The 21,279-nt window shown below is 29.8% G+C and carries 19 protein-coding genes and 1 riboswitch; all 19 genes read left to right on the top strand.

Annotated elements, in window-relative coordinates; translation table 11 throughout:
* The first annotated feature begins 56 nt into the window (after positions 1 to 56).
* A riboswitch (purine riboswitch) is annotated at positions 57 to 158 on the top strand.
* Positions 159 to 244: 86 nt separating this feature from the next.
* The 19 genes from EJL03_RS04990 (at position 245) to clpX (ending at position 21,272) form a co-directional block, all read left to right on the top strand.
* Positions 245 to 820 (top strand): xanthine phosphoribosyltransferase, encoded by a 576-nt coding sequence (locus EJL03_RS04990; protein ID WP_125152862.1) that lies wholly within the window; start codon positions 245 to 247, stop codon positions 818 to 820.
* 40 nt (positions 821 to 860) lie between these two features.
* The gene (locus EJL03_RS04985; RefSeq protein WP_125152861.1) at positions 861 to 1,970 is read left to right on the top strand and encodes a BMP family ABC transporter substrate-binding protein; all 1,110 of its coding nucleotides are present in this window, start codon (positions 861 to 863) and stop codon (positions 1,968 to 1,970) included.
* Positions 1,971 to 1,987: 17 nt separating this feature from the next.
* Positions 1,988 to 3,514 (top strand): ABC transporter ATP-binding protein, encoded by a 1,527-nt coding sequence (locus EJL03_RS04980; protein ID WP_125152860.1) that lies wholly within the window; start codon positions 1,988 to 1,990, stop codon positions 3,512 to 3,514.
* Positions 3,507 to 4,577: an ABC transporter permease gene (locus EJL03_RS04975; RefSeq protein WP_125152859.1), complete on the top strand. Its 1,071-nt coding sequence runs from the start codon at positions 3,507 to 3,509 to the stop codon at positions 4,575 to 4,577. Before EJL03_RS04980 ends, EJL03_RS04975 begins: the two co-directional genes overlap by 8 nt.
* Position 4,578: 1 nt before the next feature.
* Positions 4,579 to 5,514 carry an ABC transporter permease gene (locus EJL03_RS04970; RefSeq protein WP_125152858.1) on the top strand — a complete coding sequence of 312 codons (936 nt, stop codon included), beginning with the start codon at positions 4,579 to 4,581 and terminating at the stop codon, positions 5,512 to 5,514.
* 209 nt (positions 5,515 to 5,723) lie between these two features.
* Positions 5,724 to 6,647 carry an aspartate carbamoyltransferase gene (pyrB, locus tag EJL03_RS04965; RefSeq protein WP_125152857.1) on the top strand — a complete coding sequence of 308 codons (924 nt, stop codon included), beginning with the start codon at positions 5,724 to 5,726 and terminating at the stop codon, positions 6,645 to 6,647.
* A gap of 1 nt (position 6,648) precedes the next feature.
* Positions 6,649 to 7,080, top strand: a complete 432-nt coding sequence (locus EJL03_RS04960; RefSeq protein ID WP_125152856.1) for an aspartate carbamoyltransferase regulatory subunit — start codon at positions 6,649 to 6,651, stop codon at positions 7,078 to 7,080.
* A gap of 2 nt (positions 7,081 to 7,082) precedes the next feature.
* Entirely contained in the window at positions 7,083 to 8,285 is a 1,203-nt protein-coding gene (locus EJL03_RS04955; RefSeq protein ID WP_125152855.1) for a dihydroorotase, read from the top strand.
* On the top strand, positions 8,286 to 9,161 hold the full coding sequence (gene pyrF / locus EJL03_RS04950; RefSeq protein ID WP_125152854.1) for an orotidine-5'-phosphate decarboxylase: 876 nt from the start codon (positions 8,286 to 8,288) through the stop codon (positions 9,159 to 9,161).
* Positions 9,162 to 9,180: 19 nt separating this feature from the next.
* Complete coding sequence (locus tag EJL03_RS04945; protein ID WP_125152853.1) at positions 9,181 to 9,909, top strand: dihydroorotate dehydrogenase electron transfer subunit; 729 nt, start codon at positions 9,181 to 9,183, stop codon at positions 9,907 to 9,909.
* Positions 9,906 to 10,808, top strand: a complete 903-nt coding sequence (locus EJL03_RS04940) for a dihydroorotate dehydrogenase (RefSeq protein WP_243108653.1) — start codon at positions 9,906 to 9,908, stop codon at positions 10,806 to 10,808. The genes EJL03_RS04945 and EJL03_RS04940 overlap by 4 nt, the downstream gene beginning before the upstream one ends.
* A 36-nt stretch (positions 10,809 to 10,844) precedes the next feature.
* Positions 10,845 to 11,426: an orotate phosphoribosyltransferase gene (gene pyrE, locus EJL03_RS04935; protein WP_125152851.1), complete on the top strand. Its 582-nt coding sequence runs from the start codon at positions 10,845 to 10,847 to the stop codon at positions 11,424 to 11,426.
* A 236-nt stretch (positions 11,427 to 11,662) separates the two neighbouring features.
* Complete coding sequence (gene carA, locus EJL03_RS04930) at positions 11,663 to 12,748, top strand: glutamine-hydrolyzing carbamoyl-phosphate synthase small subunit (RefSeq protein ID WP_125152850.1); 1,086 nt, start codon at positions 11,663 to 11,665, stop codon at positions 12,746 to 12,748.
* An 18-nt stretch (positions 12,749 to 12,766) separates the two neighbouring features.
* Positions 12,767 to 15,958: a carbamoyl-phosphate synthase (glutamine-hydrolyzing) large subunit gene (gene carB / locus EJL03_RS04925; protein ID WP_125152849.1), complete on the top strand. Its 3,192-nt coding sequence runs from the start codon at positions 12,767 to 12,769 to the stop codon at positions 15,956 to 15,958.
* 213 nt (positions 15,959 to 16,171) lie between these two features.
* Positions 16,172 to 16,960, top strand: coding sequence for a hypothetical protein (locus tag EJL03_RS04920; protein WP_125152848.1), 789 nt, complete (start codon positions 16,172 to 16,174; stop codon positions 16,958 to 16,960).
* Positions 16,961 to 17,773, top strand: coding sequence for a sugar phosphate isomerase/epimerase family protein (locus EJL03_RS04915; RefSeq protein ID WP_125152847.1), 813 nt, complete (start codon positions 16,961 to 16,963; stop codon positions 17,771 to 17,773). It abuts the gene before it with no gap.
* Positions 17,774 to 17,941: 168 nt separating this feature from the next.
* Entirely contained in the window at positions 17,942 to 19,237 is a 1,296-nt protein-coding gene (gene tig, locus EJL03_RS04910) for a trigger factor (protein WP_125152846.1), read from the top strand.
* A gap of 139 nt (positions 19,238 to 19,376) precedes the next feature.
* Complete coding sequence (gene clpP / locus EJL03_RS04905) at positions 19,377 to 19,961, top strand: ATP-dependent Clp endopeptidase proteolytic subunit ClpP (RefSeq protein ID WP_125152845.1); 585 nt, start codon at positions 19,377 to 19,379, stop codon at positions 19,959 to 19,961.
* A gap of 21 nt (positions 19,962 to 19,982) precedes the next feature.
* A complete protein-coding gene (gene clpX, locus EJL03_RS04900) occupies positions 19,983 to 21,272 on the top strand; it encodes an ATP-dependent Clp protease ATP-binding subunit ClpX (RefSeq protein WP_125152844.1) in 1,290 nt (429 codons plus the stop codon).
* The last annotated feature ends 7 nt before the right edge of the window (positions 21,273 to 21,279 follow it).

Raw genomic sequence — 21,279 nt, 5'->3', positions numbered from 1 at the left:
TAAATTGATATATTATAGTAATAACAAATATGAATATGACGAATATTAGAACTTGTAAAATAAATAATGTTCGCACTCATATAAGCTTAGTAATATGGGCTAGGCGTTTCTACCAGACAACCGTAAATTGTCAGGCTATGGGTGTTTATATTAGTTTGCTATTATTTAATAATAAACTTTTATAAACTCCCTATTTTTAGGGAGTTTTTATTTTAATAAAATTTAAGTTGAAGGGATGATTATAATGAAATTTTTAAAAGACAAAATAATTAGTGAAGGTAAGGTTATAGAAGATAGAATATTAAAAGTAGATAATTTTTTAAATCATCAAATAGATGTAGAACTCTTCAATGAAATAGGAAAAGAGTTTAAAAATAGATTTGAAGAAAAAAAGATAAATAAAATATTAACAGTAGAGAGTTCAGGAATAGGTGTTGCATGCATAGCTGCTCAACACTTTGGAAATATTCCTGTAGTTTTTGCGAAAAAACATGTAGGAAATAATATGGATTCAAATACATATGAAGCAAGAGTTTATTCATTTACAAAGGAAAAGGAATATACAGTTAGGGTAGCAAAGGATTATTTAAACTTTAATGACAATGTACTTATTATAGATGACTTTCTAGCTAGTGGAAGTGCTGTATCAGGATTGATAAATATTGTTGAACAAGCAGGTGCTTCGGCAGAGGGTGTAGGAATTGTAATAGAGAAAAAATTCCAGAGGGGAAGAGAAATTGTTCAAAGTAAAGGGATACAATTAGAATCACTTGCAATAATAGAAGGGTTTGCAAGTGGAGAAGTTATTTTTGGTGATTAATATTCAATTAACATAAAGTTTTTAATTAAGGAGGATAACTATGAAAAAACTTAAATTTATAAGTACATGTTTAATTTCTATTTTAGTATGTTCACTTATACTATTAGGATGTGGTAAGAATGAAAAGTCTACTAACGGAAAAGAAAGCAAAAATGATTTAAAAGTAGGATTTTTATATGTTGGGCCAGTGGCAGATGGTGGATGGTGCCAATCTCATGATGAAGGAAGAAAACATTTAGAGAAAGAACTTAAAGTTTCTACTATGTATAAAGAATCTGTAAAGGAAGATACAGCAGAAGTGCAAAAAGTAGTTGAGGATATGATAAATCAAGGTTGTAACGTAATTATAGGTACAAGCGTTGGATTTATGGATGGGTTAGAAAAAGAAGCCAAAAAACACAAAGATATTAAATTTTTACACTGTGCAGGGTATAAAACTACAGAAAATATGTCAAATTATTTTGGAAGAATATATGAAGCAAGGTATCTGTCAGGTGTTGTTGCTGCAATGAAAACTAAATCTAATAAAATAGGATATGTAGCAGCATTCTCTATTCCAGAGGTTGTTAGAGGAATTAATGCATTTGCATTAGGGGTTCAGTCGGTTAACCCAAATGCAAAAGTTTTAGTCAAGTGGACAAATACTTGGTATGACCCAGCAAAGGAAAAAGAGGGAGCAAAGGCACTTATTTCTGAGGGAGCAGATGTCATAGCACAACATCAAAATACCGCAGGACCTCAGCAGGCCGCAGAGGAAAAAGGTGTATCTGCAATTGGGTATAATACAGATATGAAGGAAACTGCTCCAAAAGCAAATATTACATCTGCCATTTGGAATTGGGGACCGTTTTATGTTGAACAAGTTAATGCAATTTTAAATGGCACATGGAAGGCTGAAAGTCATTGGAAAGGTATGAGTGAAGGAATTGTTGCATTATCGGAATTAACCAATAATGCTCCTAAGGGTGCAAAAGAAGCAATAGAAAAGGCTAAAAAAGAAATAATAGAGGGTAAGAATAAAATATTTAGAGGACCATTAAAGGATCAAAATGGAATTGTAAAAGTTCAAAATGGTAAGGTTATGTCTGATGAGGAGTTACTAAATTTTGATTGGTTTATCCAGGGGGTTGAAGGTAAAATACAAAAATAATAAATAGGTGAGGATATATGGAAAACTGTTATATAAAAATAGAAAACTTGAAAAAAAGTTTTGGAAAAGTTTTAGCAAATAAAAATATAAATCTAAATGTTTATAGTGGAGAAATACATGCTATATTAGGTGAAAACGGCGCGGGAAAGAGTACATTAATGAATATGTTGTCAGGGGTATATACTCCTGACAGCGGGTTTATTTATATACATGGAGATTTAGTGAATTTTAAGTCACCTAAGGAGTCTATAAATCATGGTGTAGGAATGATTTATCAACATTTTAAGTTAGTAGATAATATGACTGCTAGAGATAATATAATTATGGGGCAGAAAACTAATTTATTTATAAATAAGAAAAAAATAGAAAGTCAGATTAATGAAATATGTAGCTCATATGGTATAGATATAAATTTAGAAAAAAAAGTACAGGATATGTCTGTGGGCGAAAAACAAATGGTTGAAATTATGAAAGTACTCTACAGAGGAGCAGATATACTTATTTTAGATGAGCCTACAACAGTGTTTACTCCCCAAGAAGCAGAAAAGTTATTTAAAATTATGCATAAAATGAAAGAAAATGGATGTTCAGTTATATTTATATCTCACAAGATGGATGAGGTTATGAAAATGTGTGATAGGATAACCATACTTAGAAAAGGAGAAAGTATAAAAACATTAGATAAGTGTAAAACAAATGAAAAAGAGTTAATTGAACTTATGGTTGGAAAATCAGTTGAATTATCTATAGATAGACCTGAAGCAGTTACAGGTAAGGATGTATTAAAAATTGTAGATGTGAATTTGATAAATAGGGAAAAGGTAGCTATATTAAAAAATGTAAATTTTAATGTGAAAAAAGGAGAGGTATTAGGAGTAGCTGGAATAGCAGGAAGTGGTCAAAAAGAATTGTGTGAAGCTATAGTAGGTATTCAAAAAATAAGTTCTGGGGAAATATTAATAGATGGCGAGAGTATAGAGAATAAGACACCTAAAGAGATTATTAAAAAGGGTGTAAGTATGAGTTTTATACCGGAAGACAGATTAGGGATGGGACTTATAGGAAATATGGATATGGTGGATAATTTGTTACTAAAGTCATATCACAATACAAAAGGATTATTTCTTAAAAGAAAAGAAGCAATTTATAAAGCAAGAGAAATAAAAGAAAAATTAAGCATACAAACTCCTGATATATATCATCCCATAAAAAATTTATCTGGGGGAAATATACAGAAAATATTATTAGGAAGAGAGTTGGATTCTAATCCTAATTTGTTAATAATGGCTTATCCTGTAAGAGGGCTTGATATAAACACTTGTTATACTATATATAATTTAATAAATGAACAAAAACAGCGAGGGGCTGGAGTTATATATATAGGTGAGGATTTGGATACATTAATCCATTTATGTGATAAAATTATAGTTTTATGCGATGGGATTATAACAGGTGAACTAACGGCGGTAGAAGCAACTAAAGAAAAGATAGGTCTTCTAATGAGTGGTAAGACTCTAAAAAGAGAGGAGCGCAAAGTTGTTTAGAATAGTAAAAAAGAGTGAGATAACTACAAGAGAAAGTATAGTTATAAGGGGGATTTCTATTATATTTGCATTTGCATTAGTAGGAATATTCATACAATTAATTCATTTAGATGCTTTAAAAGTTTATTCATCCATGATAAAAGGGGCATTTGGATCTAGCTATAGTGTAAAAGAAACAATAATAAAGGCTATTCCTCTTATTGTAACATCTCTTGGAATTTCAATTGCTTTTAAGATGCAATTTTGGAATATAGGAGGGGAAGGTCAAATAATAATGGGGGCATTTTTGTCTTCATATCTTGCTTTAAAACTTCCGGAAACCAGTCCAGTAATATTGCTGCCTGTTATGTTTTTAGCAGGATGTATAGGTGGAGCAGTATGGGCGTATATACCTGCATATTTCAAATCTTCATGGGGAACCAACGAAACTATTGTTACTTTAATGATGAATTACATAGCTTTAAAGTTCGTTACATATTTGCAGTACGGACCTTTAAGGGATCCAAAGGCACAAGGATTGCCTAAAATATCTACTTTTAGTGACAATGCAATATTACCAAATATATTTGGCATTCATATAGGATGGATTATAGCTTTAGTTTTGGTTGTATTTATATATTTATTTATGAATTATATGAAAAAGGGCTATGAAATATCAGTTCTGGGTGAAAGTGAAAACACTGCAATGTATGCAGGAGTCAACATAAAGAAAACAATAATAATATCTATGCTTTTAAGTGGCGGATTATGTGGAATTGCGGGAATGATTCAAGCCTCTGCAGTTAGTAATACTTTATCTGTGGAGGTATCCGGGGGAGTTGGATATACAGCTATAATAATTGCATGGCTTTCTAATTTAAGTGCTCCTTTAATTGTGGTAGTATCTATATTATTTGCTGCTCTTTTAGAGGGGGGTTCTTTTATTCAAACTGCATTTGGAATACCTGAGTCAGCCGCTTTAATACTTCAAGCTACTATTCTTTTTTTTGTATTAGGAAGTGAATTTTTTATAAGATATAAAGTTATAAAAAATTCCAATGCATCAGTAAAGGTGGTGACTTAAAATGGGATTATTAATATCTTTTTTACAGGCATGTATAGTAGCTGGCACACCTTTACTTTTGGCTACTTTAGGAGAGCTTATATGTGAGAAAGCTGGGAACCTAAATTTAGGGGTAGAAGGTATGATGTTAATGGGGGCAGTAATAGGATTTATGATAGGTATATTAACTAAAAATCCCATGTTAGCTATGCTAGGATCGATGATATCTGGTGCTTTAGGTGCATTTATATATGCAGTTCTAACTATTGGACTAAGAGCAAATCAAGTAGTATCGGGCTTAACACTTACTATTTTTGGAACAGGAATCTCAAGTTTTATTGGAAAAGATTTAGTTGGAAAAGTAGTTCCTAGTAATATTAAAAATTTTTTTACACCAATACATATACCTTTATTACAGGACATACCCATAATAGGAGATATATTTTTTAAACAGGATATTTTTGTGTATATAGGATATATACTAGCCTTAGTAATAGGAATATATATTTATAAAACATCTAAAGGGTTAAATTTAATAGCTATAGGAGAGAATCCTAAATCTGCTGAATCTGCAGGGATTAATGTTATTCTTTATAAGTATATTCATGTTTTGCTAGGTGGAGCTTTGTGTGGACTTGGTGGAGCTTATCTTTCTCTAGTATATGTTCCAACATGGCAAGATAACATTACAGCAGGAAGAGGATGGATTGCTGTAGCATTAGTTATATTTGCATCTTGGAATCCGTATAAAGCATTGATTGGGTCGTATTTGTTTGGGGGATTAGATATTATAGGTTTTAGATTGCAAGGTTTAGGAATAAACGTATCGCAATATGTTATAGATATGTTACCTTATGTAATAACTATTATTGTAATGGTATTTGTTTCTATAAGGAAATCTTCAGAGAATTCACCGCCAAAGTCTTTAAGTGTACCATATTTTAGAGAAGAAAGATAAAAGTGTTGACTAATGTAATTAAAAGTGATAACATTACTAAAGAAACTAATATATAACCTTTAAAAAAGGTCCAGAGAGGCCTTAAAGGAATGTGTAGATAGAATTCTACAAATAATAGACGTTGAGTATTCTATGCCTTCCTTATTGGGGAAGGCATTTTTTAATACCTTTAAATTTAGTACAGAGATACTAAAAAGGAGGAGATTTATTTGTTAAAAGGAAAAAGTTTAATAGACCCAATGGATTTTACATTAAATGAAATAAAAGAAATATTAGATTTAGCTAATATAATAGAAAAAAATCCTAAGAAATTTACAAATCTATGCGCAGATAAAATTTTAGCAACTCTATTTTATGAACCTAGCACTAGAACTAGGTTTAGTTTTGAATCAGCTATGCTAAGACTAGGAGGTAAAGTTATTGGTTTTTCAGAACCTAATTCTAGCTCTGCTAAAAAGGGCGAAAGCATAGCAGATACTGTAAGAGTAGTTTCTTGTTATTCAGACATCATTGCAATGAGACATCCTAAGGAAGGAGCTCCAATGGTAGCAGCTGGATATAGTGAAGTTCCTGTTATAAATGCAGGAGATGGAGGTCATAATCATCCAACTCAAACTCTTACGGACCTACTTACCATAAGATCAATAAAAGGTGATCTATCTAACCTAACTATAGGCTTTTGTGGAGATTTAAAGTTTGGAAGAACTGTCCACTCACTTATAAAAGCTTTATCTAGATATACTAATAATAAATTTATTCTTATCTCACCGAAGGAATTAATGCTCCCACAATATATTAAAAGTGAAATTTTAGAAAAGAACCATATCCAGTTTATAGAGGTAGAAAATGTTGAAGAGATAATAAAAAAATTAGATATATTGTATATGACTAGAGTACAAAAGGAAAGATTTTTTAATGAAGAAGATTATATAAGATTGAAGGATACTTATATATTAAATGAAGAAAAAATGAGTAAAGCACCAAAAGGAATGATAGTACTTCATCCTTTACCAAGAGTAAAGGAAATATCTTATGAAGTCGACAAGGATTACAGGGCTTGTTATTTTAAACAAGCTAAATATGGAATGTATGTTAGGATGGCCCTTATGGCAAAACTTTTGGGGGTGATTTAATATGCTCACAATAAATAGTATAAAAAATGGTATAGTAATTGATCATATAAAATCTTCATATGGAATAAAAATATTCAATTATTTACAATTAGATAAGGCAGATTTTTCTGTAGCTCTTATAATGAATGCTTTTAGTAATAAGCTAGGGAAAAAAGATATTATAAAGATAGAAAATAATATAGATATAGATCTTACAATGTTAGGATTAATAGATCCTAACATAACTATAAATATAATTGAAAGTGAAAATATAAAACGTAAATTAAATTTACAGTTACCAAAAAAGGTAGAGGGAATAATAAGATGTAATAATCCTAGATGTATAACTTCCGTAGAAAAATATATTCCTCATATATTTAATTTAATAGATAAAGAAAAAGGTAAATATAAATGTAAATATTGTGATGAAATATATGGAATTATGGAGGAGTAGTAATGGAGTTACTAATAAAGAAAGCTAGAGTAATAGATTGGTGTCAAGATTTTATTGGTGATGTATATATAAACAATGGAATAATAATGGAAATAGGAAAAGATTTATATAAGCAATGTGAAACTATATATGCCGAAGGGAAGGCTTTATTACCATCTTTTATAGACTTACATGTGCATTTTAGAGATCCTGGGTATACCTATAAGGAAGATATTATAACGGGGAGTAAAGCAGCAGTTCAAGGAGGATATACAGGAGTTAATCTAATGGCAAATACTAATCCAGTTTGCAGCAGTATGGACACTGTTAATTATGTAAGAGATAAAGCTAAGGAGATTAACTTGGTAGATGTACACCAAGTTATGTCAATAACAAAAAATTTTGATGGCAGAACTTTATCACATTTAGATACTTTAGATAATAAGGTAAAGATAATTTCAGAAGATGGAAAAGATATTATGGATAGTAAAATTATGTTAGATGCTATGGTAAAGGCAAAAGAAAAAAATATTATAGTAATGTGTCATTGTGAAAATGATGAATTAACTTCGTCAGATACAAGACTTGCGGAAAATACAATGACTTGGAGAAACATTACATTAGCAAAATATACAGGATGTTCTATACATCTAGCACATGTAAGTACAAAGGAATCAATGAAATATATAATAGATGCTAAAAAGGAAGGATATCATGTTAGTTGTGAAGTAACACCACACCATATAGGACTAACTGAGAAGGTTAACTATAAGGTTAATCCACCTATGAGGAGTAGAGAGGATGTAGAGTATTTAATACAGGCTATACGTAGTGGATGGGTGGATACTATAAGTACAGATCATGCACCACATAGTTTAGAGGATAAACTAAAAGGAGCTCCTGGAATTTCAGGTTTAGAAACAGCATTTCCTATATGTTATACAAAATTGGTTAAAGGGGGATGTATAACCATAAATAGATTATCAAAAATAATGTCTAAAAATCCTTCTAAAATTCTAGGTTTTAATAAAGGAGAAATAAAGATAGGTTGTGAGGGAGATATAGTATTAGTAGATTTAGATAGAAAATATAATATTGATACTAAAAAATTTTCTTCCAAAGGTAAAAATACCCCTTTTATAGGAATGCAAGTATATGGTGAAATATATAAAACAATAAAAAGTGGAATTGTTGTTTATGATTCATATAAAAAGGGGGAGTATTAAATGATTATAGATAAATTATATGATAGGGTAAAAGATAATGGGCATGTATGTGTAGGATTGGACACAGATATGGCATATATACCAGAAAATTTTAGGCAGAAATTTATTTTCCCAGAGGATGCTCTTTTTAGATTTAATCAAAAGATAATAGATGCTACTTTTGATAAAGTGGCTTGTTATAAAATTCAGATTGCATACTATGAGGCACTTGGCTTAACAGGTCTTACGGTATATAAAAAGATTATAGAGTATATAAAAGAATTAGGTTGTATTGTTATATCTGATATAAAAAGAGGAGATATAGCAAATACTGCTAAAATGTATGCAAAAGCACATTTTGAAGGTGATTTTGAAACGGATTTTATAACTTTAAATCCTTATATGGGAATGGATACAATAAAACCATATTTATCCTATGTACGAAATGATGAAAAGGGAATATTTACACTTGTAAGAACATCGAATGAGGGTGCAAAGGATATAGAGTATATATCATCTATAGATAGTAAAAGGGTATATGAAATAGTTTCAGATAAAGTTGAAACGTTGGGGAAAGAATATTTGGGTCAATGTGGATACAGCTCTATAGGTGGAGTTATAGGTTGTACTCATGTAGATGAAGCTTTAAAACTAAGAAACAATATGAAAACCACTTTTTTCTTGATACCTGGATATGGAGCACAGGGAGGTACTGCAGATGATGTGGCTTTATATCTAAAGGATGGTAATGGAGGAGTAGTAAATTCATCTAGAGGAATACTCTTAGCTTATAAAAGACACGAAAATATATTACATTTTGAAGATTATTCAAGGCAAGCCGTAATAAATATGAGAGATGATATATTAAATGCTGTAAAAAAGTTAAAAGATAAATAATGGGAAATGGAGCGGTTGCATGAGGTATTCATTAGAAAAAGTATTAGAGAATAAGGAGATAAGTAAGGGAATTTATAAATTATCTATAAAGGGTAAGTTTAAAGGAGAGCCAGGGCAATTTTATATGTTAAGGGCTTGGGAAAATGAACCTTTATTAAACAGACCAATAAGTATTCATTCTATTAATGATGAATGCATAAGTTTTTTATATGCAGTAGTAGGAAAAGGGACTAGGCTTCTTTCTAATGTAAGAGAAAATCATAGTTTAGAATTGATGGGGCCTTTGGGGATTGGGTTCCCTATGGAAAAAATAAGTGGGAAAATAGCGTTAATAACTGGTGGAATAGGTATAGCACCAATGAACTATGTGTTAAAAAAAATAAAGAAGTGTACAGTTGATTTATATAGTGGATTTAAAGATGAAGTATATGGAGTAGATAATATAAAAAAATATATAGACAACTTTTATATAAGCACAGAGTCAGGTAGAGTAGGATATAAAGGATATGTCACTGATATATTTAATGCTAAGGGATATGATATTGTATTATGTTGTGGTCCAGAAAAGATGATGTATAAGGCTATGGATATATGTAAAGAAATAAACGTGCCAATTTATGTATCTATGGAAAAACACATGGCATGTGGAATAGGAGCATGTCTTGTATGTACTTGCAAAACCAAGACTGGTAGTAAAAGGACTTGTAAAGATGGACCGGTATTTTTAGGTTCAGAATTGGAGGAATAGTTGTGAAGGTTAATATATGTGGTATTGAATTTAAAAATCCAGTTATAGCAGCATCAGGAACTTTTGGATTTGGTAAAGAGTATAATGAAATTTTTGATGTATCAAAGTTAGGCGGGATAAGTACAAAGGGACTTACTATTTATCCTAAGGAAGGCAATGATGGAATTCGAATATTTGAAACTAGCTTAGGAATATTAAATAGTGTTGGACTTCAAAATCCAGGGGTGGATAGGTTTATAAGAGAAGAATTAGAATTTATGGGAAAGCTTGATACAGTTATAATCGCAAATGTGGGTGGTAGCTCTACAAAGGATTATATTGAAGCGGTATTAAAATTAAATAATAAAAATATTGATATGATAGAACTTAACATATCATGTCCTAATGTAAAGCATGGAGGTATGGCTTTTGGAATTAAGTCAGATGTAGCCTACGAGATTGTAAAAGAAGTGAAATCCATATGCAAAAAACCTTTAATAGTAAAATTATCTCCCAATGCAGAAGATATAGTACACATGGCATATAAATGTTGTGATGCAGGTGCAGATGCGATTTCTTTAGTTAATACATTTAAAGCTATGGCAATAGATATTGAACATAAAAAGCCTGTATTTAATAATATAACTGCAGGATTATCAGGACCAGCTATAAAGCCTATAGCTCTTAGAATGGTTTATGAAGTGTGTAAAAATATTGATAAACCGGTTATAGGAATTGGGGGTATTATGACCTGGGAGGATGCTATAGAATTTATAATGGTAGGGGCCAAGGCCATTCAGGTTGGAACGGCTAATTTAATAGATCCTTTTGCAGCGATGAATATAATAAAAGGAATAGAAAAATATCTTTTAAAAGAAGGTATAAAAGATTTAAATGAAATAACAGGAATTATAAAGTAATGGAATATAAATATTAATTTTCAGGAGGAATATAATATGGAAAATACAAATAAATTAATTATAGATACATTAAAAGAAAGTGAGGCAGTTTTAGAAGGACATTTTTTATTGTCCTCAGGCAGACATAGTGATAAATATTGTCAGTGTGCAAAACTTTTACAATATCCTGATAAAGCAGAAAAAGTTTTGAAATTTGTTGCAGATAAGTTAAGGGATTTAGATTTTGATATGGTAGTTGGTCCAGCAATGGGTGGGATTGTAGTAGCATATGAATTAGCAAGACAACTAAAAAAACCAGGTATCTTTGCTGAAAGGCAAGAGGGAACTATGACTGTAAGAAGGGGATTTAATATAAAAAAAGGCCAGAAAGTTATAATATCAGAAGATGTAATAACTACTGGTAAATCATCATTAGAGGTGGCTAAGGTTATAGAAAAATTAGGAGGAGAAGTGGTTGGATTATGTTGCATAGTAGATAGAAGAGATAATAGTATAGAAATGCCATATCCAATTTATAGTGCAGTTAAATTAGAAGTTAAGTCTTATGATAAAAAAGACTGTCCATTGTGCAAAGCAGGATTAAATTATATAAAACCAGGTAGTAGAAATATAAAGTAAAGTAGTTTTTAAATTAGCTTGACAGGGTTAGAAAAATATGTTTTAATTTAATACAATTAAATAATTAATGCCTTTAATTTCGGTCCAGAGAGGCTGAGAAGGTTAGGGAAAATGGAATAAGATTATTCTATAGTATTTTTACAAAAATTCTAACCTTCTGCTTATGCAGGAGGTTTTATTTTTGCAATAATACCGTTTTTCCTCACCTTAAAATTAAAAAATATGAGGTGAAGAGAATGAATGGATTATTATATTTAGAAGATGGAAGTATTTATAAAGGTAAATCTTTTGGAAAATCTGGAACGGCAGTAGGGGAGCTTGTCTTTAACACATCTATGGTTGGATATGAAGAAATTTTAACAGATCCATCTTATGCAGGTCAAATAGTAACAATGACTTATCCCCTTATAGGAAATTACGGAATAAATAGAGAAGATATGGAGAGTACTAAAGTTTATTCTAAGGGATTAATTGTTAAAAAATTATGCAATGTACCTTCTCATTATATGAGTAATGAAAGTTTAGATTCAATGTTAAATAAAATGAATATAGTTGGAATTCAAAATATTGATACTAGAAGTATAGTAAGGAAGATTAGAAGCAACGGTTCCATGAAATGTGTCATATCTAATGAAAATATATCTTTAAATGAAATGAAAAATATACTTAATAATTATAATTTTAATGAAAATTTAGTAGAAATGGTAAGTAGAAAAAGCATAGCCCATATAAAAGGAAGTGGGTATAAAGTAGCAGTTATGGATTTTGGAATAAAAAAGAACATAATTGAAAATCTAAAAAATAAGAATTGTGATTTAAAAGTCATCCCTTATAATACCCCTTATGAAGAAATAGTAAAACTCAATATTGATGGAATATTTTTAAGCAATGGTCCTGGCGATCCTAAGGATTTACCAAAAACAATAGAGACTATTAAGAAATTGATAGGTAAATTACCTATATTCGGTATTTGTTTAGGGCATCAATTACTTACTTTGGCACTTGGAGGAGATACTTATAAGATGAAGTTTGGACATAGAGGTGGTAACCATGGGGTTTATGATATTGAGAAGGATAAAGTATATATAACATCTCAAAATCATGGTTATGCAGTAGATAGAGAAAGTATCAAAAATAAAGATATAGTAATTACTCATGTTAATTTAAATGATAATACTGTTGAAGGAATAAGACATAAATATTTACCTATATTTTCGGTACAATTTCATCCAGAAGGAGCACCTGGCCCAAATGATTCTATTTATCTTTTCGATAGATTTATAGAGCTTTTGTCAAAAGATAATAATATTAAAAGTGCATAATAAAGAGGAGGAAAGGGTATGGCATTAGATAAGAGTTTAAGTAAAGTTATTATATTAGGATCAGGACCAATTGTTATAGGGCAAGCAGCAGAATTTGACTATTCTGGTACCCAAGCCTGTAAAGCAGTAAAGGAAGAAGGAATTGAAACTATTTTGGTTAATAGTAATCCTGCTACTATAATGACTGATACACATATAGCCGATAAAGTTTATATAGAACCATTGGATGTAGATACACTAGAGAAAATAATAATTAGGGAAAGACCAGATGGAATTTTAGCAGGCTTTGGTGGGCAAACCGCGTTGAATTTAGCAATGAAATTAAAAGATTTGGGAATTCTAAATAAATATGCTGTAAAATTATTAGGTATAAATAGTGATGCTATAAAAAAAGCCGAAGATAGAGAAGAATTTAAAGAGTTAATGATTCATATAGATAAGCCTATTCCAATGAGTATAATAGCTACGAACATAGAACAGTGTGAAAAGTTTATAGAAAATTATGGATTTCCTGTGATAATAAGACCAGCTTATACATTAGGAGGAACAGGTGGTGGAATAGCGAATAATATAGATGAGCTAAGAGAAATATGTCATAAGGGATTAAGTATGAGTCCTATAGGACAAATTTTATTAGAACAAAGTGTAGCTGGATGGAAAGAAATAGAATATGAAGTTATAAGAGATGGGAAGGATAATTGTATAATAATATGTAATATGGAAAATATTGATCCAGTAGGGATACACACTGGGGATAGTATAGTAGTAGCACCTTCTCAAACTTTAAGGGATAAGGAATATCAAATGCTTAGAAAAGCTTCAATAGACATAATAAGGAGCCTTAAAATAGAAGGGGGATGTAATGTACAATTTGCTTTGCATCCATTTCAAAACAAATACGTAGTAATAGAAGTTAATCCAAGAGTAAGTAGATCAAGTGCATTGGCATCCAAAGCCACAGGGTATCCTATAGCAAAAGTTGCAGCTAAAATAGCAGTAGGATATAGCTTAGATGAAATAAAAAATAGTGTTACAAAAAGTTCTAGTGCTTGTTTTGAGCCAACAATAGATTATGTGGTTACTAAGATACCAAGATGGCCTTTTGATAAGTTTTCAAAAGCTGAGAGAACTTTAGGTACTCAAATGAAAGCTACAGGAGAAGTAATGGCTATCGGTAGAACTTTTGAAAGCTCTTTAATGAAAGCTATAATTTCCTTGGATGGAAATTTTAATTCTCTTAGGATAAATGAGTTTGATAATCTGAACTTAGATAGGCTTATAAGTATTATAGAGCTAAAAGATGATAGAAGGATATTTGCCATAGCAGAAGGAATTAGAAAAGGGTTATCTTTAGACAAATTAAATAGATTAACTGGAATAGATAGTTGGTTTTTGTATGGAATAGAAAGTATAATAAATATGGAAGAAAAAATTAAAAAACTGAAATTAAATAAGGATTTATTAAGAGAAGCTAAGGCTATGGGATTTACAGATGAATATATTGGTCAATTAAAAGGAATAGATGGAGATAAAGTTGAGAAACTAAGAGCTAAGTATGATTTATATCCATCTTATAAAATGGTTGATACCTGTAGTGGTGAATTTGATGCAACTACTCCATATTATTATTCTACATATGATGAAGAAAATGAAAATTTAATTACAAATGATAAAAAAATACTAATAATAGGATCAGGGCCTATAAGGATAGGACAGGGAATTGAATTTGATTATTGTTGTGTACATGGAATTTGGGCAATAAAAAAAGCAGGATATAAAGCTATTATTATAAATAATAATCCAGAGACTGTAAGTACGGATTTTGATACAGGTGATAAACTGTATTTTGAGCCACTTAATATAGAGAATGTTTTGGAGGTTATAAGGGAAGAAAAAGTATATGGAGTAATTGTAGAACTAGGAGGTCAAACAGCTATAAACTTAGCTGAGAAGCTTAATAAAAAAGGTGTTAAAATATTAGGTACTTCTTTTGACTCTATAGATATAGCAGAAGATAGGGATAAATTCAAAACATTCTTAAATAAAGTTGATATACCTTCTCCGAACGGATATTGTGTTACAAATGAAGAGAGTGCTTTTAAAGTTGTTAATAGCATAGGATATCCAGTGGTAGTTAGACCTTCTTATGTTATAGGGGGAAGAGCTATGGAGGTTGTTTATAATAAAGAATCTTTAAGATTGTATATGACAGAAGCTGTAAAGGTATCAGACGATCACCCAATATTAATAGATAAATATATAAAAGGTGTAGAAATAGAAGTGGATGCATTATGTGATGGAGAGAATATATTAATTCCAGGAATAATGGAACATATAGAACGAACAGGAGTACATTCAGGAGATAGCATTACCGTTTATCCTACGTTAACATTAACAGAAAAGATAAAGGATAAATTAGTAGATTATACGCAAAAAATAGGGAAGGGATTAAATATAAAGGGGTTATTAAATATACAATATGTATATGATGGAAATGAAGTATATGTAATAGAAGTAAATCCGAGGGCCTCAAGAACTATACCTATATTAAGTAAGATAACAGGTGTTCCTATGGTTGATATTTCCTTGGAAATAAAACTTGGAAAAAGTCTTAAAGAGTCAAAGTTTGGGGTAGGGCTTAGGAAAAATAAGAGTTTCTATGCAGTAAAAGCACCTGTATTTTCTGGTGAAAAGTTGCATAATGCGGATATATATTTGGGTCCAGAAATGAAGTCTACAGGGGAAGTTTTAGGAATAGATAATAAACTTGATAATGCAATTTATAAAGCATTTAAAGCATCTGGCATAAAGATACCTACTAAAGGTAATATATATGTTTCTTTAAGAGAAGGGGATAGAGAAGAAAGTATAGAGATGTTAAAAGATTATTCGAATTTAGGGTTTAGTTTATATGGATCATCAGGAACTACTGAGTTTTTAAATAAAAGAGATATTAAATGTACAGAATTAAACCTATTAAAGGTTAACAATGCTATAAAGGATGGAAATATTAATATAGTCATAAATACTCCTACCAAGGGGAATGAATTAAACAGAAATGGATTCATATTAAGAAGGACTTGCTCAGAATATAAAGTTTTAGCATTTACGTGCATAGATACTGCTAAGGTTTTTATAAATACTATAAATGTAGAAAAAGGATATAAAAAGAAAATAGAACATATAGCTTTAAATGAGTACTTAAATTAGATATATATAATATTATGGAAATAATTATAACCTCAATATTTGTAAAGAATGTTGGGGTTATAATTGATTTCATAATTTACAAAAATTTATTACTAATTATATTATCTTTGAGTTATAATAAATAGTGACTTCGTATAATTAGTTGATAAAATACCATAAAATTGTATAATTTGTGGTTTGAATGTAAAAAAAGTACAAGTGGGAGGAATTATTGTGGGAAAACCAAGTATTTTTAGTAAAGATTATGAACGTAGAATGAAAAAAAGAAGGAGAAGAATTATTATATTAGTAGTAGTTATTGTTGCCGTATGTTTAGGTGCTTGGTTATTTGGTAAAGGTATTATTAAGTCTTGGGTATCCAATATAAAAAAGAATTCAAGTTCAAAGAAGCAATCACAAGATATTAAAAATAATTCGGATAAAAAGCCTATAGTTGCAGATAACAAGCAGGAGAAAGAAAAGAAAAATAAAATAGAAGGATATGAAGTTAAATTGTCTAATGGTGAAACTATTAAGATTATGTATGAAGATAAAAATGGAAGTAAAAAATTTAAATACATAGCACCTAAAGAAAGTAAAATTAACTATGACATAAGTCCCACAGGAAATGGGGCGATTGTTTATGATGAAAAAATGCAAAAAATAATATATGTGAATATAGATGGGAAAATATCAGATGTTGGTAACACTAAATATATATCTACAGATGGAAGTGTAGTTATAACAAGAGAAGAACAGGTCAAGACAAAACCAGATTATGTATGGTGTACTATGCCAAAGTTTATAGATGACAATAATGTAGCATATATAACTCAATTACCATGGTTTGAAAGAAGTACTAAATATGTATGGGTTGTTAATGTGCAAAATAATAATCATATAAATATACAAAATATATCAGGAGAAGAAATAAAGATCGATAAATTAGTAGATAAAGGGCTAACTATTATTGCTGACGGTAAGACATGTTATTTAAAAGCCAATGGAGAGGTTGCTGAATAAATGAATAACCTTTCAAATGATATAAAAAAACAGATAGGACTATCTTCTGCAAGTTTTTATCCTGATATATACACAGAAGATAGTATATCATTAATGAAAAAATTAGATTTTAATATTGGAGAGGTTTTTTTAAATACTCCAAGGGAGTATGAAGATGATTTTATAAATAAATTAAAGTACGAGAGCCAGAGAAATAACTTTTATATAAATTCAGTACATGCTTTTTCTTCTTCTTTTGAACCATATTTGTTTGATAGTTATAAAAGAAGAAAGGAAGACATGCTAATTCCATTTAAAAAAATTTGTAAAGCTGCTAAAAATTTAGGAGCCAAGTGTTATACTTTTCATGGGTTAAGATTAGATAAAGGAAAAGAAATTAGATTAAAATCTATAATAGATGTGTATGATGAAATCATATATATAGCTTTAAGTGAAGGAATAAAGTTAGCTCAAGAAAATGTATCTTGGTGTATGTCGGCAGATATATATTTTTTAGAACAATTACTGGAAAGATGTAAATATCCTATAAATTTTACTTTTGATATTAAACAAGCTTATAAAGCAAAGATAGCTCCAGAATTATATTTGGATATTATGGGGGATAAAGTAATAAATTTTCATATAAATGACAATGATAGCAATAATATGTGTTTATTACCCGGGAAAGGTAATATTAATTATGTAGAAATTTATAAAAAATTAAAGAAAATAGATTATAATGGAGTATATATAATAGAAGTATATAGAGATAATTATATAAATTATAAAGAAATTACAGAGGCAAAAAGACATTTAGAAAAAATATTTATTTAAAAAAATTCATTTGTAAATTTTATGGTATTTGTTATAATTATTAATGGCTACTTTAAGTTTTATATAAAATATGAAAATAAGTTTGCTATCATATATTAATAATATTAAATATATGTTATAATATTGTGGTTAATATGAGCATATCAGGTGATTAGGAGGAATAATATAATGAACGCAAGTATGGAGAAAATAGAAAACAATGTTGTAAAGTTAGAGATAACTGTTGAAGCTAAAAAATTTAATGAGGCAATGAAGAAATCATATTCAAAGAATGTGAAGAGATTTAATGTGCCTGGATTTAGAAAAGGAAAAGCTCCAATGGGAATAATAAAACAATATTATGGTGAAGGAGTTCTTTATGAAGATGCTATAAACTTCTGCTGTGATTCTACATACCCAGAAGCATTAAAAGAACATAATATTCAACCAGTAGATTATCCAGAAATAGATGTAATTGAAATTGGAGAAGGAAAGGACTTTAAATATTCAGCTAAGGTAACTGTTATGCCTGAAGTAGAATTAGGTGAATATAAAGGATTAGAAGTTAAAAAGAATACATATGAAGTAAAAGATGAAGAAATTGAAAATCAATTAAAGTCAATGCAGGAAAGAAATGCAAGAATTGAAGCTAAAGATGAAGATGGAACAATCGAAAAAGGAAATATAGCTGTTATTGATTTTAAAGGATTTGTTGATGGAGAAGCTTTTGAAGGTGGAGAAGGAAATGATTATCCATTAGAGATAGGATCAGGTACATTTATAGATAATTTTGAAGACCAGTTAATTGGACTTAAAAAGGGAGAAGATAAAGAAGTTAGTGTAAAATTCCCAGAAGAGTATGGTAAGGAAGAATTAAATGGAAAACAGGCAATCTTTAAAGTATACATTAAAGAGATAAAAGTAAAAGAACTACCAGCAATTGATGATGAATTTGCAAAAGAAATATCAGAATTTGATACAATAGAAGAAGTAAAAGCAGATCTTAAAAAGAAAACTGAAGAACAAAATGAATTGAAAGCTAAAAAGGAATTTGAAGAAGCAGTTGTAGATTCGGCTTGTGAAAATGCTAAAGTAGATATTCCAGAAATAATGGTAACAAAAGAAACTAACAACATGCTAAAAGATTTAGAAATGAGATTAAAATATCAAGGTTTAGATCTTCAAACATATTATCAGTATACTAATAGTAGTGAAGAAAAAGTTAGAGATTATATGAAAGATACAGCTTTAAAGAGAGTAAAAACAGAATTAGTCCTTGCTAAAATAGCTAAAGCTGAAAAAATAGAAGCAACAGAAGAAGAACTTATGGATAAAGCTAAAGAAATGGCTAAACAATATGGAGATAAGGATGTTGAAAAGACAGCTGAATTATTAATGAATTCTCAAAAGTCTTATTTAGAACTAGATGTTGTAAATGAAAAAGTTATAAAATTACTAGTTGACAATTGTAAAGAAATAGCTTAATTTAAAGTAAAGTTAATTGCCAGGAAAAATTTCTCTGGCAATTAATTTTAACTAAAGATATATATTTTTTACTAAAAAATCTATAATAGGAAATTATATATAATGTAGCGAATATGAGTTATAAAGGAGGAGAGGTTTTATGAGTTTAGTACCTGTTGTTGTGGAACAAACTAATAGGGGAGAAAGATCCTATGATATTTATTCTAGACTTTTAAAAGATAGAATAATAATGTTAAGTGAAGAAGTTAATGATACAACTGCCAGTCTGGTAATAGCACAGTTATTATTCCTTGAGGCTGAAGATCCAGATAAAGATATATTTTTATATATAAATAGTCCTGGTGGTTCTATAACATCTGGAATGGGAATATATGATACAATGCAATATATAAAACCAGATGTAGCAACTATATGTGTGGGTATGGCTGCTTCTATGGGGGCATTTTTATTAGCTTCTGGAGCAAAAGGAAAAAGATATGCGCTACCTAATAGTGAAATAATGATACATCAACCATTAGGTGGGTTCCAAGGGCAAGCAACTGATATAGGTATTCATGCAAACAGAATTTTAAAAATAAAAGAGAAATTAAATTCAATCCTAAGTGAAAGAACTGGTCAGCCACTTGAAATAATTGAAAGGGATACAGAAAGAGATAACTTTATGGATGCTGAAGAAGCAAAAGTATATGGATTAATTGATGAGGTAATGGTTAATAAAAAATAACCATTTATGTGAGGTGTAGAAATGGCCAAAATTGATGAGAAAAAACAATTAAAATGTTCTTTTTGTGGTAAAACTCAAGACCAAGTTAAAAGGTTAATAGCGGGACCGGGAGTTTATATATGTGATGAATGCATAGAACTTTGCTCAGAAATAATAAGTGATGAGTTTGAAGATGATGTTCAGGTTGAAATGGGTTCCTTGCCAAAACCAGTAGAAATAAAAAATTATTTAGATCAATATGTTATAGGACAGGATGAAGCTAAAAAGTCTTTAGCTGTTTCTGTATATAATCACTACAAAAGAATAAATTCAAATGCTACTAGTGAGGATGTAGAGTTACAAAAAAGTAATATACTTTTGCTTGGACCTACTGGGTCAGGTAAGACTTTGTTAGCACAGACTTTGGCTAAATTTTTAAATGTTCCTTTTGCTATTGCAGATGCTACAACTTTAACTGAAGCTGGATATGTAGGAGAAGATGTTGAAAATATACTTTTAAAGCTTATACAAAATGCGGATTACGATATAGAAAGAGCGGAAAAAGGTATAATTTATATTGATGAAATTGACAAAATAGCTAGAAAATCAGAAAATCCTTCTATAACAAGAGATGTCTCAGGAGAAGGAGTTCAGCAAGCATTACTTAAAATATTGGAAGGGACTATAGCCTCAGTTCCACCTCAAGGTGGAAGAAAACATCCTCATCAAGAGTTTATCCAAATAAATACTACAAATATTTTATTTATTTGTGGTGGAGCTTTTGACGGTGTAGATAATATAATTGAAAGAAGAACTAGAAATAGTTCATTAGGATTTGGGGCAGATGTAAAGTCTAAAAAAGAGAAAGAAATAGGGAAATTATTAAAAGAAATAATGCCAGGAGATTTATTAAAATTTGGTTTAATACCTGAATTTGTAGGTAGACTTCCAATTGTGGTTACTCTTGATGCACTTGATGATAATGCATTAATTAATATATTAAGCAAACCTAAAAATGCTCTCTTAAAACAATATAAAAAATTATTTGAATTAGATAATGTTGAACTTGAATTTGAAGATGGAGCTTTAAAGGCTATTGCGGATGAAGCTATAAAAAGAAATACAGGAGCAAGAGGTCTTAGAGCTATACTTGAGGAAATAATGAAGGATATAATGTTTGATATTCCGTCTGAAGAAAGTATTGCAAAGGTAATTATTAATGAGAATACAGTTAAAAATAAAACTCCTGATTTGATTATAGCTGAAGATGGAAAAAGAGCCACTATAAAGGTTAAAAAACCAAGAACTAAAAAAGGACCAGAAACTGCATAGAAAAATA

Origin of the sequence: Clostridium rectalis (assembly GCF_900626095.1) — a bacterium.
Classification (GTDB): domain Bacteria; phylum Bacillota; class Clostridia; order Clostridiales; family Clostridiaceae; genus Clostridium_AS; species Clostridium_AS rectalis.
The sequence above is the reverse complement of the archived record's forward strand: the minus strand, read 5'-3'. Positions and strand labels throughout refer to the sequence as shown.